15 protein-coding genes and 2 pseudogenes are annotated in these 14,549 nt (G+C 45.3%); 12 read left to right on the top strand and 5 right to left on the bottom strand.

All coding sequences use genetic code 11. The features are described 5' to 3' along the window. Positions 1-21: 21 nt before the first annotated feature. Together AC0IYG_RS26315 and uvrC are read left to right on the top strand one after the other, a co-directional pair. Positions 22-1,155, top strand: coding sequence for a glycerate kinase (locus AC0IYG_RS26315; RefSeq protein ID WP_471714079.1), 1,134 nt, complete (start codon positions 22-24; stop codon positions 1,153-1,155). 30 nt (positions 1,156-1,185) lie between these two features. Then, complete coding sequence (gene uvrC / locus AC0IYG_RS26310; RefSeq protein WP_471714078.1) at positions 1,186-2,994, top strand: excinuclease ABC subunit UvrC; 1,809 nt, start codon at positions 1,186-1,188, stop codon at positions 2,992-2,994. 5 nt (positions 2,995-2,999) lie between these two features. On the opposite strand, the gene AC0IYG_RS26305 is transcribed toward uvrC, so the two are convergent. Continuing rightward, positions 3,000-4,217, bottom strand: a complete 1,218-nt coding sequence (locus AC0IYG_RS26305) for a BaiN/RdsA family NAD(P)/FAD-dependent oxidoreductase (protein ID WP_471714077.1) — start codon at positions 4,215-4,217, stop codon at positions 3,000-3,002. Positions 4,218-4,327: 110 nt separating this feature from the next. Here AC0IYG_RS26305 and AC0IYG_RS26300 point away from each other — a divergent pair, with 110 nt between their 5' ends. The 8 genes from AC0IYG_RS26300 to AC0IYG_RS26265 are packed head-to-tail and all read left to right on the top strand — an operon-like array spanning position 4,328 to position 9,794. Further along, on the top strand, positions 4,328-4,510 hold the full coding sequence (locus AC0IYG_RS26300; RefSeq protein WP_471714076.1) for a Rossmann-fold NAD(P)-binding domain-containing protein: 183 nt from the start codon (positions 4,328-4,330) through the stop codon (positions 4,508-4,510). Then, positions 4,470-5,381, top strand: coding sequence for a saccharopine dehydrogenase family protein (locus tag AC0IYG_RS26295; RefSeq protein WP_471714075.1), 912 nt, complete (start codon positions 4,470-4,472; stop codon positions 5,379-5,381). Before AC0IYG_RS26300 ends, AC0IYG_RS26295 begins: the two co-directional genes overlap by 41 nt. 27 nt (positions 5,382-5,408) lie before the next feature. After that, a complete protein-coding gene (amaB, locus tag AC0IYG_RS26290; protein ID WP_471714074.1) occupies positions 5,409-6,947 on the top strand; it encodes an L-piperidine-6-carboxylate dehydrogenase in 1,539 nt (512 codons plus the stop codon). Between the two features lie 60 nt (positions 6,948-7,007). Beyond that, positions 7,008-7,277 carry a PqqD family protein gene (locus AC0IYG_RS26285; RefSeq protein WP_471714073.1) on the top strand — a complete coding sequence of 90 codons (270 nt, stop codon included), beginning with the start codon at positions 7,008-7,010 and terminating at the stop codon, positions 7,275-7,277. A gap of 4 nt (positions 7,278-7,281) precedes the next feature. Further along, on the top strand, positions 7,282-7,722 hold the full coding sequence (locus AC0IYG_RS26280) for a lasso peptide biosynthesis B2 protein (protein WP_471714072.1): 441 nt from the start codon (positions 7,282-7,284) through the stop codon (positions 7,720-7,722). Between the two features lie 15 nt (positions 7,723-7,737). Beyond that, positions 7,738-8,655, top strand: coding sequence for a serine kinase (locus AC0IYG_RS26275; RefSeq protein WP_471714071.1), 918 nt, complete (start codon positions 7,738-7,740; stop codon positions 8,653-8,655). After that, positions 8,621-8,932 carry a hypothetical protein gene (locus AC0IYG_RS26270; RefSeq protein WP_471714070.1) on the top strand — a complete coding sequence of 104 codons (312 nt, stop codon included), beginning with the start codon at positions 8,621-8,623 and terminating at the stop codon, positions 8,930-8,932. Before AC0IYG_RS26275 ends, AC0IYG_RS26270 begins: the two co-directional genes overlap by 35 nt. Continuing rightward, on the top strand, positions 8,871-9,794 hold the full coding sequence (locus tag AC0IYG_RS26265) for a nucleotidyltransferase family protein (protein WP_471714069.1): 924 nt from the start codon (positions 8,871-8,873) through the stop codon (positions 9,792-9,794). Before AC0IYG_RS26270 ends, AC0IYG_RS26265 begins: the two co-directional genes overlap by 62 nt. On the opposite strand, the gene AC0IYG_RS26260 is transcribed toward AC0IYG_RS26265, so the two are convergent. The 3 genes and pseudogenes from AC0IYG_RS26260 to rsfS form a co-directional block, all read right to left on the bottom strand. Continuing rightward, on the bottom strand, positions 9,791-10,738 hold the full coding sequence (locus AC0IYG_RS26260) for an aldose epimerase family protein (RefSeq protein ID WP_471714068.1): 948 nt from the start codon (positions 10,736-10,738) through the stop codon (positions 9,791-9,793). The genes AC0IYG_RS26265 and AC0IYG_RS26260 overlap by 4 nt on opposite strands. An 89-nt stretch (positions 10,739-10,827) precedes the next feature. Next, a pseudogene (gene ftsH, locus AC0IYG_RS26255) lies at positions 10,828-12,888 on the bottom strand (ATP-dependent zinc metalloprotease FtsH). Positions 12,889-12,961: 73 nt separating this feature from the next. Then, a pseudogene (gene rsfS / locus AC0IYG_RS26250) lies at positions 12,962-13,346 on the bottom strand (ribosome silencing factor). A 141-nt stretch (positions 13,347-13,487) separates the two neighbouring features. Between rsfS and AC0IYG_RS26245 the strand changes: the two are divergent. Together AC0IYG_RS26245 and AC0IYG_RS26240 are read left to right on the top strand one after the other, a co-directional pair. Next, a complete protein-coding gene (locus AC0IYG_RS26245; RefSeq protein WP_471714067.1) occupies positions 13,488-13,949 on the top strand; it encodes a biotin--[acetyl-CoA-carboxylase] ligase in 462 nt (153 codons plus the stop codon). A gap of 4 nt (positions 13,950-13,953) precedes the next feature. Continuing rightward, positions 13,954-14,166 carry a hypothetical protein gene (locus tag AC0IYG_RS26240; protein WP_471714066.1) on the top strand — a complete coding sequence of 71 codons (213 nt, stop codon included), beginning with the start codon at positions 13,954-13,956 and terminating at the stop codon, positions 14,164-14,166. Between the two features lie 38 nt (positions 14,167-14,204). On the opposite strand, the gene AC0IYG_RS26235 is transcribed toward AC0IYG_RS26240, so the two are convergent. Then, positions 14,205-14,498: a transmembrane 220 family protein gene (locus tag AC0IYG_RS26235; protein WP_471714065.1), complete on the bottom strand. Its 294-nt coding sequence runs from the start codon at positions 14,496-14,498 to the stop codon at positions 14,205-14,207. Positions 14,499-14,549: the final 51 nt, after the last annotated feature.

The raw sequence follows: 14,549 nt of genomic DNA, 5'->3' as shown, positions 1-14,549 counted from the left end.
ACATTAACCCCTTCTTTTTCGGTGAACATTCTCGTAGCGCCTGACAAATTTCGCGGTTCATTGGAAGCGACTGATGTTTGTCAGGCGATCAGGGAAGGCATTTTGCTTGCATATCCCGAAGCAAATGTTACCACAATTCCGCTTGCTGACGGAGGAGAAGGCACAGCACGCATATTAACCCAGCAAGCCAACGGGCGAACCATTACAACAACTGCCCACGATCCGTTGGGAAGGCCGATAAATGCTTCCTATGGCCTTTCAGCCGATGGAAAAACAGCATTCATTGAAATGGCAGCGGCATCAGGGCTTGCTATACTTTCAGCAGAAGAACGAAATCCTTTAAGTACAACCACTTATGGAACTGGCCAGCTGATCCAGCATGCTTTGAATCAGGGTGTTGCACACATTATTCTTGGCATTGGCGGGAGCGCTACAACGGATGGCGGCTTAGGAATGGCCATGGCGCTGGGTTATCGTTTTTTAGACAAAAACGGTGCATTACTAAGTCCGGAAGGTGCGTCGATGAACGACATTGTGCGCATTGAAAGAGATCAGGCGGATCAACGCCTTTCCACGATTTCCGTAACAGTTGCCTGCGATGTTACAAATCCATTATATGGTCCGAACGGTGCCGCTTACATTTACGGGCCACAAAAAGGCGCTGATCCGGAAATAGTGAAAATTTTGGACAAAGGGTTGCAAAATCTTGCCAAAGTTGCAGCCAAGACATTCGGTAAGGAAGTAAGCAATGAGCCGGGAGCTGGCGCTGCGGGTGGGCTGGGAGCGGGTTGTCTGTGGTTTTTAAATGCTGTGCTGAAAGATGGCGTGCGGATTGTCATTGAACAATCGCATATGGATGAACTGATTAGTCGCGCTGATCTGGTCATCACCGGCGAAGGAAAAGTAGACGAGCAGACATTAAGCGGCAAAGTGGTGAAAGGCTTGGCCGATTTTTGTGGAAAATATAATGTCCCGCTGGCAGTTGTTTGCGGCACATTGCAGATTACGCCGGAGCAGGCACGGGCTGCGGGCATGACTTATGCAGTATCCGTTTTGAACCGGCCAATGGATTTAAATGCTGCCCAGAAAGAGGCATTTGCACTGGTAAAAGACGCAACTTTTAACCTTGTACGGTTGTTTTTTAGCAATAGATGAGCAAGGAAAGACTGTCAAGAAAAATATTCAATGTCCGAATTCAATTATAAAGAAGAGCTTACAAAAATCCCGCTGGACCCTGGTGTATATCGCTATTTTGACGAAACAGGCGAGGTTATATATGTGGGGAAAGCAAAAAGTTTGCGTAGCCGGGTTTCAAGTTATTTTCTAAAATCCAATCAACACGACCGGAAAACCAGACGGCTGGTCAGTCAGATCCGTCGCATAGAATACACCATTGTTCACAGCGAATGGGATGCGCTGCTGCTTGAAAATCAGCTTATTAAGCAATTGCAGCCGAAGTTTAACATTCTGCTCAAAGACGATAAAACCTATCCGTTCATTTGTGTGACAAATGAGCGTTTTCCAAGAGTTTACGTTACACGTAACCTGGATCGCAGTAAAGGCACGTTTTATGGTCCCTTTGCGAGTTTGCGGACGATGCATACGCTTTTGGACATGTTCAAATCGTTGTACACGATTCGTTCGTGCCAGTTGCCTTTGAGCAAAGCGAACATTGAAGCAGGCAAATTCAAAGTTTGTCTTGAATATCACATTGGTAACTGCAAAGGCCCTTGCGAAGGACTTCACGATGAAGCGGATTATAATGCAGAAATCGAGCAGATCCATAACATTCTCAAAGGCAATCTCACTCTTCCGCAGCAATATTTCAAAGACAAAATGCTGCAAGCCGCCGAAGCGATGGAGTTTGAAAAAGCGCATTCGTGGAAAACTAAAATCGAGCATCTTTCTAATTTCCAGAGCAAAGCAACGGTTATCAATCCGAAAATCGGCAACATTGATGTGCTGACCATTGTGTCTGACGAGGAAGCCGCATATCTCAATTTTATGAAAATAAAACAGGGATATATGGTTGCCACACAGACCGTTGAGGTTAAAAAGAAGCTGGAAGAAACCGACGCCGAGATCCTTGCGTTGATGATCATTGAAATGCGTTCGAAGTTCGGTGCGGAAGCGAGGGAACTGCTTTCTAACATTAAGCCCGACCTCGAAATGCGGCTTGAAGTGACCGTCCCGCAAATTGGCGATAAGAAAAAGCTGCTGGATATGTCCATGAAAAATGTGATGTATTTCAGACGTGACAAAGCCGAGCGGCGTGAGGTGGAAGCTTCTGCAACTTCTTCCAAAAAGGATCGCGTTTTGATTCGGTTAAAGACTGATTTACAATTAAAAACGCTTCCCCGGCACATTGAATGCTTTGACAACTCCAACATTCAGGGAACAAACCCGGTTGCGGCCATGGTGTGCTTCAAAGATGGAAAGCCATCCAAAAAAGATTACCGCCATTTTAATATCAAAACGGTTATCGGCCCCAACGACTTTGCATCGATGAATGAAGTGGTTGGCAGGCGTTATCTCCGGTTGATTGCAGAAGAGCAGCCGCTTCCCGACTTGATTGTGGTCGATGGTGGAAAAGGCCAGCTTGGAGCCGCATGTGACGCTTTGAAGAATCTTGGTATTTACGGACAAGTCCCGATCATAGGCATCGCAAAAAGGCTGGAAGAAATTTATTTTCCGGAAGATTCGCTGCCGCTTTACATTGATAAAAAGTCGGAATCCTTAAAGCTGATCCAGCAAATCCGGGACGAAGCACACCGGTTTGGGATCACATTCCACAGGGACAAGAGAAGTAAAGCCAGCTTAATCAGTGAATTGGACGGGGTTGAAGGCGTTGGAAAAGTGACGGCCGCGAAACTGCTCAAATTCTTCGGATCCGTTCGCGGAATCCGCGAAAGTTCGTTAGAGCAGCTGGCTGGTTTGGTGGGAATCGACAGGGCCAAAAAAGTGCGGGCGTATTTTGATGCAATGGCGGAATAGCAGGACTATTGCGCCATATTTCTGCCTGCAATGAAACCTGTTGTCCAAGCATTCTGAAAGTTAAATCCACCCGTAATGCCGTCAACATCAATGACTTCTCCGCAGAAGTAAAGCCCGGGAACGGCCCGGCTTTCCAATGTTTCATAGTTAATGCTGCTCAGCGCAATGCCTCCGCAAGTGACGAATTCTTCCTTGAATGTGGTTTTGCCCTTAACCTCAAACTGACTGTTTGTCAGCAACTCCGAAAGGCGGTTAAGCGCTTTTTTGGTGGCATCTGACCAGCGCAGATCATCCGCAATCTCACATTTCTCCACAAAGGTTTTCCATAACCGCGATGGAATTCCGAATCTTGAATGTGATGAGATCTGTTGTTTAGGCGTTTTTACTTTTTCTGCCAAAAGGAATTCCCTAACCTGCTGTTCGTTCATCTGCGGCAGCCAATTAATCTTGCAAACAAAGTTGTAATCCTTCTCCGCAAGGTCGCGCGCCGCCCAGGCTGACAATTTCAGCACCGCCGGGCCACTGAAACCCCAATGCGTGATCAAAAGCGGTCCCTGCCATTCGTGCTTTGTTCCTGTTATTTTGACAATCGTATCCTGAACGGAAACGCCCGCCAACGGAAGCAGATAATTACCCGGCGTGTTAAAAGTAAACAGGGAAGGAAGCGGCGCAATTACTTCATGATCGTGCACTTGCAGCCATTCAAACCCACTTATCTTTGGATAACCTCCGGTTGCAATCAGCAGCTTGTCCGCCCTTATTTCCTCGTCATCCAACTGGATAATAAATTGTCCGCTTGCGGCATCCTTGGCAAATGCTTTGACTGATGTGCTGGTCCTGATCTCGATCTTTAAATTTCGCGCAGTTCGAATCAAACATTCAATCACTGTCTGGGAAGAATCTGTGATAGGAAACATCCTTCCGTCTGGTTCTGTTTTGAGTTTTACTCCTTTTGTTTCAAACCAATCGATAGTTGCTTTTGCATCAAATTCATGCAGCAGCCTGCGCAGCAACTTTTCACCTCTCGGATAATTTTTAACAAAAAAACGTAGATCCGAAGGGTTATGGGTCACATTGCAACGTCCGCCGCCCGAGATCCGCACTTTGTTCAGGACAGTTTTATTTTTTTCCAAAATCAAAATTTCAGCATTCGGATTATGTTCTGCCGCCGTTATGGCCGCCATAAATCCTGATGCTCCTCCACCCACAATTACAATCTGCATGTCACTTTTATTAATCATACAAAAATGACATGTAAGTTTTAAAAACTGCAATTTCTTTTCATATCTTTCTCGGAAGCACTGCCCGCAACCACTTAAACAATCAACTATACATGCAAAAAATCCTGGTTATTGGTCTCGGAAAAGTCGGTTCTCTGGTGGGAACATTGTTGAGTAAAAAGTTTGAAGTGACAGGCGTCGACAAGACCCAGCCCTCTGTTTCACTGCCATTTCCTGTAAAATCGGGCGACATTAGTGACCCTGCTTTTTCTGGATGCAGCATTGGCAGGATTTGATGCTGTGGTCTCGTGCATGCCTTATAATCTGAATCTCCCCATTGCCCGCAAAGCTTGTCAAAGCGGGATACATTATTTTGATCTGACCGAAGACGTTGCCACCACAGCCGCGATCCGCGAAATGGCCAAAGATAGTCATAGTGTGCTGGCACCGCAATGCGGACTGGCGCCCGGTTTTATCGGCATTGTAGGAATGGATCTTGCCAAAAAATTTACCCAACTGCGAGACATTGAGCTGCGCGTTGGCGCATTGCCGCGTTATCCAAATGGGCTCATGGGTTACTCGTTCACTTGGTCACCCGCAGGCGTTGTAAACGAATATATTAATGATGCCGAAGTGATTCACAATGGTGTCAGAAAAATGGTGCCGTCGCTCGAAGGCATTGAAATGATCAACATTGAAGGCCAGGAATTTGAAGCATTTATCACTTCCGGCGGCTTAGGAACAATGTGCGAAACATTGGAAGGCAAGCTTGACACATTGAATTACAAGACGATCCGTTATCCGGGACATTGCAGCTTGATGCGTTTCATGCTTTATGAATTGTGCCTGAAAGACAAACGCGAACTGATCGAGCAGATCTTAACAGAAGCCAAACCGCCTGTGCAGCAAGATGTTGTGTATGTATATGCCGTTGTGGAAGGCTGGAAAGATAACCGGCTCGAACGTGAGGAATTTTACAGGGCATATCACCCGATTGAAATTGACGGCAAACATTGGCGCGCTATTTCCTGGACAACCGCGGCTTCGATTGCTTCTGTGGTTGAAATGGTCGCAGACGGCATTTTGCCTGACAAGGGTTTTATCAGGCAGGAAGACATTTTGCTTGAAGCATTTTTGCAAACAACAAATGGTGCTTATTTTAATTAAAATGGCCTTTTAACACACATCACATTAATGGATCGCATTCAGGATATTTTAGACACGCTGGGCATACAGCCACTCAATAACGGAATCAGCACGGGCAAAATCAGCCAGCTGGGAAATGGTGGATTTCTGGAATCGACTTCGCCCGTGGATGGCAAGCGCATTGCACAAGTGAATGTTGCGGATCGTTCAGATTATGATTTTGTAGTTGAAAAAGCAACCGAAGCTTATAAAATATGGAAGCTTATGCCCGCTCCTAAGCGAGGTGACATTGTGCGGCAAATGGGCAATGAACTTCGGAAGTTCAAGTCAGAGCTTGGCACATTGGTCAGTTATGAAATGGGCAAAAGCTTGCAGGAAGGGCTGGGAGAAGTTCAGGAAATGATCGATATATGTGATTTTGCTGTTGGTGTTTCGCGACAATTATATGGACTTACCATGCATAGCGAGCGCCCGCTCCACCGCATGTATGAGCAATGGCATCCGATCGGCGTCGTCGGGATTATTTCTGCATTTAATTTTCCGGTTGCAGTTTGGTCCTGGAATGCCATGCTGGCCTGGGTTTGCGGTGACGTCTGTGTCTGGAAGCCTTCCGAAAAAACGCCATTAACTGCGCTCGCTTGTCAGCATATTATCAAAACGGTTTTAGAAAATAATGAGGTGCCCGAAGGCGTGTCCTGCATTGTGACGGGAGGCCGGGACGTAGGCGAGTGGCTGGCAAATGACAAGCGCATTGCACTGGTTTCCGCAACAGGAAGCACCAGAATGGGCAGATCCGTGGGAGAAGCCGTTGCCAGAAGATTAGGAAAAAGTCTGCTGGAACTGGGCGGCAACAATGCAATTATCGTAACGCCGCATGCTGATCTGAATGTAGCCATTCCGGGAATCGTTTTTGGCGCAGTGGGAACGGCAGGCCAGCGCTGCACTTCGACGAGGCGTGTTATCATTCAGGCCGACATTTATGAAGAAGTAAAACAGCGACTGGTCAAAGCTTATGCCCAGTTAACCATTGGAAACCCTTTGGAACCGCATATCCATGTCGGACCGTTGATTGATAAAGACGCTGTTGCGCAATATCGTGCTTCCGCTGAGCAGATTATAGAAGCGGGTGGCAATTTCATTGTGGAGCCGGAGGTTTTGACAGGAAATGAATTTGCTTCCGGGTGTTACGTGGCGCCGTGCATCGCCGAGGTTTCCAATCATTATCCAATTGTGCAGCATGAGACATTCGCTCCCATTCTTTATTTAATCAAATATAATGAGCTGGAAGAAGCCATTAACATTCAAAATGATGTTCCGCAAGGACTTTCTTCGGCCATCTTTACGTTGAATATGAGGGAATCCGAAATGTTCCTTTCGCAATCCGGCTCTGACTGCGGGATTGCAAATGTGAACATAGGAACTTCCGGTGCGGAAATCGGCGGTGCATTCGGCGGTGAAAAAGAAACGGGTGGAGGCCGTGAATCGGGCTCCGATGCTTGGAAAGCATATATGCGCCGGCAAACGAACACCATTAACTATGGAACAGTGCTTCCATTGGCCCAAGGAATAAAGTTTGAAATTGAGTAATTAAAGTTTTTAACTTTGTGCCAATCAAAAACACATTATATCAATAGAAACGCCTTTCTCATGACTAAATATCAGCTTACATCCGATCAGATCTCTTCCAAAGTAGCTGGCGAAACAGTAATTCTCAATCACAGCAAAGGTGCTTATTACGGACTGAACGAGGTCGGTGTGCTGGTCTGGGACAATCTTGAAAAAGGCCCGCAAACGCTGGATGCACTTTGCGAAGCAGTAACCAGCGAATATGAAGTAGATCCCGAAACTTGCAAATCTGATATTGATGTTTTGCTAAAAGACCTGATCTCCGAGAAGCTGGTCGAAGTAACTGAGTAAGCCATTGAAACAACTTAGGCATCACATTGGCAAATGGAACACATTATCCGTCAAAGAGAAACTCGTTTTTCTCAAAGCGGCCGTTTGCCTGATGCTTATCAAAATTGGACTCGCGAATCTTCCGTTTATTAGATTTCGAAAGATATTTTATTGGTTTTGCAATACCCAATCAACGATTGAAATTTCCCAGAAGCAAATTGATCTAACCGTTTGGGCTGTTAATACTGCCGCCAATCTGTTGCCACTGGAATTGCTTTGCCTTCCGCGGGCGCTCGCCACTAAGTATATGCTAAAAAACGCTTCCGGGTTGACGTTGGAATTTGGTATTGAAGTCGATCCTGCCAAGCAGTTTGAGGCGCATGCCTGGGTGGAGAAAAATGGCGCCATAATCATTGGAAATTGGCCTGAATCTGTGCTTTATCAGCGCATTTGGGTCTGGAATTAATTTACTATAACACACATGTATTCTTACAAAGCCTTCGGGTTGAAGATCCTTTCTGAAATTGAACTGCCGGAACTCAGTGATGGCGACGGAGGTGAAACATTTGATCTGCAAATAAAATCAGGCACATTCGACCTGCCGCCGCTCCAAAATACACAATTGTTCAGAAGAGGCATTCAAGCCACTTTCGCGAGCGACACTGACGAAAATCTTTATCTGCATTGGGAAGGCGTTGCGGCCTTCAAAGCGACCGATGGAAATCTCCTGACGGTTGATCAGCTTGTTGATGACCAAAATTTAATCAGCTTATTCACTGTCAGTGAAGCAATTGGATTGATCTTGTTTCAACGCGGATTGTTTCTGCTGCATGCCAGCGCGGTGCAGGTTGGAAGTGAGGCGTGGTGTTTTATGGGCACGCCCGGAGCTGGCAAGTCGACCACGGCTGCTGCGTTTATAAAGGCCGGTTGCAAGTTGCTAAGCGACGACCTGACTGCCATTGGATTTGATTCCGATGGTTTGGCGCAAATTATTCCTGCATATCCACAGTTGAAAATCTGGGATAAAACGGTTAATGGGCTGGATTATGCAAAAGCCGATTTGAGTCCGGTTAGCGAAGGGGTTAACAAGTTTTCTTATCAACCCAAGGCTGACTTTCCACAGGAACCGGTCCGGTTAGGAGCGATTTTTTTTCTGCATAAGGCGCGAAATCAGAAATCGCTTGCTTCATTATCTGCCATTCAAATCCCCACGGAGACACTCAAAAACTTTCCGTTGCCTACACAGTTGCTAACTCCGGAAATATTGCGGGATTATTTCCGTCAGAGCATTCAATGTTCCAGATCCGCCCAGTTGTGGAAAAAACGGCGGCCAGAAGGTTTCCAAAATCTCGAAAAATGGGTGAATGAGTCTATCCAGCAACAACTTATTGCCGGATGATATGCCCGAACTGAAAGTTTCCCCCGAACTGGCATTACTGATTCAAGCAGCCATCGAAATTAACGAAGAGGCTGCATTAAAGACAGACAATGCAAATGTTGATTTTGGCAAACTGGTTAAACTTGCAAAATGGCATCAGGTAAGGCCATTGCTTTTACATCACATCGAAAAGTTCTTCACAACATTCAGCTATTCCAGCGCAACATTTAGCGTCATTGAAGGAGTTTGCATTGGGGCAAGCCGTGACGAATATGGCGTTTCTTGGGATTTCCGTTAATCTTTATAAGCAACTTTTAGCAGCCGATGTAAAAGCCTTTTTGATGAAAGGTGCGATTTGGGCGTGGCTTTTATACGAAAATCCCACGCAGCGAGAATTCGGCGACATTGACTTTTTTATCGAGAAAAGTGACATTAATAAAAGCCTCGCGGTGCTGAAAAGAAACGGCTTTGCACCAGATGCTTACCGTAAATATTTACTTGGTCAGGACGCTTTGCAAAATGCGTATCTGGACACCGATTACCAATTGCCATTAGAGCCGATCGAAGATCACACGCTGCAATCGCTTGAAGTGCAGTGGCGGCCGAGTTATCCACGATATTGCTATGATTTTTCTTGGGAAGAGCTCACTGGCAACATGATTTCAGTCAAAATGCACGGCTCAGACATTCAAATCCCACGCATGGAAAATCAGCTCTTAATGATGATCATTCACCATGGCGGCGTAGAGCAGTGGGATAAGCTGAAATATATGGCTGATTTTGTGCGGTTACTGCGCAAACACGCGGATGCGTTGGATTGGAACTACATTCACAATGTTACCAAGCAAAAGGGCTTCAATCGCTTGCTTATGGAATCGCTGGGAATGGCTGGCTTGCTGACGGGAGAGTCATTCTTTTTTCCTGCAACTTCGAGTGCTTCCGCTTTTCCTTCACCAAGTTTCCGCGATGAAATTTTAAGTCATTGGGAAAATGAGCGGCCGGTTTTAAAATCAAAATCATGGCGCATATTTCTTTATAATATGCGCCTGAGGGACAATGTGGCTGTGAAGACTTCAATTGTTATGGCCCACCTTACCTATCTGACCAACTGGCGCTTGCTTTGGTACAAGGCGGTTTGGTATAAAAAGCACAGGTTTTAAGCCAGGTTCAATGTTATCTCTCCTGTAATTGTGCTTCCCGGCGAAAGGATGTTCAATCCATCTCCGGAATTGAACGAATCCACATTGGCAGTTAATGGCTCAATGGCAATGCAATCGCGCGTAGGCGGCGTGTAAACGACCAGATAATTGAACTTTCCGTCGCCCGTTTCCTGACGAACCTGCAATGTGACATCCTGATTTTCAGAAATCAGTTCGGTCAGTGCAGTCCCGCCGGATGCATTAATGACGAAGCAGTTATCGAAGGCTTTACGGAATAATTTTGTCGGCCTTTCAACAACGAAAGGTTTCCTGCCAACAGGAATCATGTTGCTATTGAAATCTACAATCTCATCAGATGGAATGTTAATCTTCCAGACATCGGCCGTTTCATTTCCCAGTACAAAATACGGATGCCATCCGAACATGATAGGAGCAGGGCCTGCGCCATCATTGGTCGCTGCATAGCGCAATGTAAAGCGTCCATCCGCATGTAATGTGTAAACAATCGAGAACATCACTTCAAACGGATATCCCTCCGATTCGCGCAGTTTATATGACAGCTTTAATGCTGCAAAATTCGCATCAACGATCTGCTCTTCGACATTGAATTGCTGCTTCCTTACGAGTCCGTGTATGGCGTTTAAATTGCCTGTATCGTTTTTAGTCAGTTGATATTCCTTGCCCAGAAACTTATACTTTCCATCAGGGATGCGGCTTGCAAAGGGAAATAGCAATTCGCTTGCGCTCTGCGTGTCAGCAACCAATGTGTCCGGCGTAGGCGGGGTTTTCAGCAGGGAAAACAATGTTACGTCCTTGCGGAGGGAAAGCTGTCTAAGCAATCCGCCGAGTTCAGGAATTACAATGCAGCGGTTGCCGGTAATTGTGTCTTGGATAACGATCTCGGTTAAATCGCCAAATTGTTGCTCGGATATTTCGAAAGGCATTTTTGCAGGGGTTAGTTATGAGTATGGACAAAAATAATAGCCAAACAGTGCGTTTGTCCGGCTATTAGAATATTAATTATATCAGGAAATTACTCGTTGGAAGCACCTTTTTCAGCTTCCGCCATTTCCTCTTCTTTTTTCTCATTTTCAAGCGTATGCTTCACAACTTCTTCGTGAATCGCAGCTTCTTCGTTTGAACGACGGTTAATGTAAGCCTGATAGCTTGTTTCCTTCTCGTAAGGACGTTTTCCAATCAGTTTTTCAAGATCACTTTGGAACAAGATTTCTTTTTCCAAAAGCTCTTTTGCCAACACTTCCAGTTTATCGCGTTTCTCGCTCAACAGATTTTTTACAAACTGATAAGCCTGATCGATCAACTTTCTAACCTCTTCGTCAATCGCTTGTGATGTCGACTCAGAATATGGTTTTGTGAATGAATAATCGCTTTGTTTAGAGTCATAGTAAGAAATGTTACCGATGCGCTCGTTCATTCCGTACATAGTAACCATGCTGTAAGCCACTTTCGTAACACGTTCAAGGTCACTTAATGCGCCGGTTGAAATTTTACCGAAAACTACATCCTCGGCAGCACGTCCGCCTAATGTCATGCACATTTCGTCAAACAGCTGCTCTGTACGATACAAATACTGTTCTCTCGGCAAATACTGCGCATAACCTAACGCTGCAACGCCACGTGGGACGATTGAGACTTTCACCAATGGATCGGCATGTTCAAGGAACCAGCCAGCCACTGCGTGACCTGCTTCGTGGTAAGCAACGATTTCTTTTTCTTCTGGTGAAATCAGCTTGTTTTTCTTTTCCAAACCACCAATTACGCGGTCCATTGCATCCTGGAAATCCTGCATTGTAACTTCATCGCGGTTACGACGTGCTGCGATCAATGCAGCTTCATTACATACGTTAGCAATTTCAGCACCTGCAAAGCCAGGAGTTTGAGAAGAAAGCTTTTGAATGTTAACGTCAGTCGACAATTTCAAAGGTTTTAAATGCACTTTGAAAATTGCTTCACGACCAATAACGTCTGGCTTATCAACTGAGATCTGACGGTCAAAACGGCCTGGACGAAGCAAGGCAGGATCTAAAACGTCAGGACGGTTGGTCGCTGCAACGATGATAATTCCTGAATCGGTTGCAAAACCATCCATTTCAACCAAAAGCGAGTTCAATGTATTTTCGCGTTCATCGTTTGAACCTGGCATTGCACCACGGCCACGTGAACGTCCAACTGCGTCAATTTCATCTATAAAGATGATACAAGGCGCTTTTTCTTTTGCTTGTTTAAAAAGGTCACGAACACGGGCAGCACCCACACCGACGAACATTTCAACAAAGTCAGAACCGGATAGGGAGAAGAACGGAACACCCGCTTCACCAGCAACGGCTTTTGCCAACAATGTTTTACCAGTTCCCAGGAGGTCCTACAAGCAGTGCACCTTTTGGAATCTTGGCACCCAGTTTCTTGAATTTGTCCGGACTTTGCAGATATTCTACAATCTCCTTAATCTCTTCTTTTGCCTCATCAAGACCTGCAACATCATTAAATGTGATCTTAACCTTGTTTTCAGCGTCAAATAATGTAGCGCGTGAACGGCCAATATTGAAGATTTGTCCACCGGGTCCAACTCCACCTGACATTCTGCCAAGTATAAAGTACATGACCAGGATCATGACAATAAAAAAGCCCCAGGTTCCAAGGAAACTGGTCCAGTCGTTGCGCGTATCCACCACAAAAGGCACCTTATCATCATCCGGAATGCCTTCCTGCATCTTATCAAAGTCTTTCTTGAAAGTTTCAGCAGACGTTACCTGGAATTGATAATGTGAAGCAGTTTCCCCTCCGAAATAATTATTTTCCTTTGCAACAACCTTATATTTATCTTGTTTTAGCGCCTCTGGTTTCAGCGTCACCTCAACCGACTTGTCATTTACAATCGTCACACGCTCAACTTCTTTGTCAGCCATCATTTTCTCGAAGCGTTTCTGAGTCGTTTCGCGGATGGTTGAAGTGCGGTTCAGGTATGTAATTCCAAGTATAGTGGCAATCAGAGCGGCGATAATCCAGCCCTGATATCCCTTCTGAGGACTTTTAGCGGACTGAGAGGCCCTCTTTTGTTATCGTTTTCAGACATTCTGTGTTTTTAATTAAGAGGAAATATAATAAACAACATCCGGGATCAGGTGAATGTTCACCTGTCCGGCCATTTATACCATGGAGTCTTCCAGGTATGTCACCTCTGCATCTCCCCAAAGTTCTTCCAGATCATAATGCTTGCGGCGGTCTTTATTGAAGATATGCGCGACCACGTCGACATAATCAATCAGAATCCACTCTCCATTCGCCTTTCCTTCCTTCTGCCAGGGCTCTGTTTTGGAAATTTTGTAAACTTCATCTTCAACCGAATTGGCCAAAGCATCTATTTGTGTGTCGGAATTACCCGAACAAATTACAAAAAAAATCAGTTATTGAATTTTTTACTTTTCTGAGGTCAAGTATTGCGATGTCCAAGCCTTTCTTTTCTATCATTCCTTTTGCTACCAGCTCAGACAGATCTTTTGAAGATAGTTCTTTATTTTTGCGTTCTTTCATGCGTAGTTAATTCCTTTTCTAAACCCTAAAGTAAAGACTCAAAAAAATTGTACAACTCTATACAGGATTACCTTAATAATTGGTAAAAAAGTTATATATCTGCCAACTTGTCACTCTACAAACGACATAGCGGCTGAAATAGTGCATGCGGGTTTGTTTGATGAGGGGACTATTGTCATAACCGACAATCAGGTCAAAGGAAGAGGTCAGCGGGGGACAGAATGGCTTGCTAATCCAAGTGAAAACCTCACATTTTCAATCATATTATCACCGCAATTTTTGCCCGTTTTCGATCAGTTTTTACTTAGTCAGACGATCGCGCTTGCGGTGCGTGAATATGTAGGTGCGTACGTGAATGAGGCTTTGGTTAAATGGCCCAACGATATTCTGGCCAATGGCAAAAAGACTCTGCGGAATCAGCCGATCGAAAATGCCATTCAGGGGAGCGAAATTATGAGCTCCATCATCAGGGATTGGCCTGAATATCAATCAGGACGTTTTCGGAAATCCCTTTGCAACGTCGCTATGCAAGGAAGTGGGCCGCACATTTTCTTTGCAAGAAGAATTTGTGAAACTTGCGCTCGTCATCGAATCCTATTATAGTAAGTTGAAGATTGCTGCCAATCACGAATTCATCCGTACGAAATATTTGCAGCATTTATACGGTTACAAGCAACCAGTCCGCTTCAAATATGCAGCCCGCACGCTGGAAGGTGTCGTTGAACACATTACACCGCAGGGAATGCTGGTTATGCAATTGCTTTCCGAGCCCGGAAAAATAGAAGCCGGACTCAAAGAGATTGAATGGCTCAGGGACTGATCAGCCCCATTTGCCGATAATAACCATTACCAAAGTAATTATCCCCCAGGCCAAGCGATTCCCTTCGCAAGCTCGATACTCAGGCTCCTCATTGCCGTTTCTCCAAAAAACACGCCTTCAAATTCAGGCGGCCATTGAAATACGGCTGCGACGAAGTAGCCCGCTGCCAATGCATAGAAAACCCAGTTTGGCCAAAGCTCGCGGATGCTCATAAAACAAGCCAGTGCGGCGAAACTATAAATGGCAATCCAAAGCCCGGAATCAGGGTCATTGAGCTGCAAATAGGCAAAAATCACAAAAAGTATTCCGAAGAAAATCTTAAAAAGTCTCATCACTCTGCATTTAGGCGTACTGATAATGTTGTAATGTTATAAGCACACGGC

The sequence above is a fragment of the Dyadobacter sp. AC419 genome, from assembly GCF_979253085.1.
The sequence above is the reverse complement of the archived record's forward strand: the minus strand, read 5'-3'. Positions and strand labels throughout refer to the sequence as shown.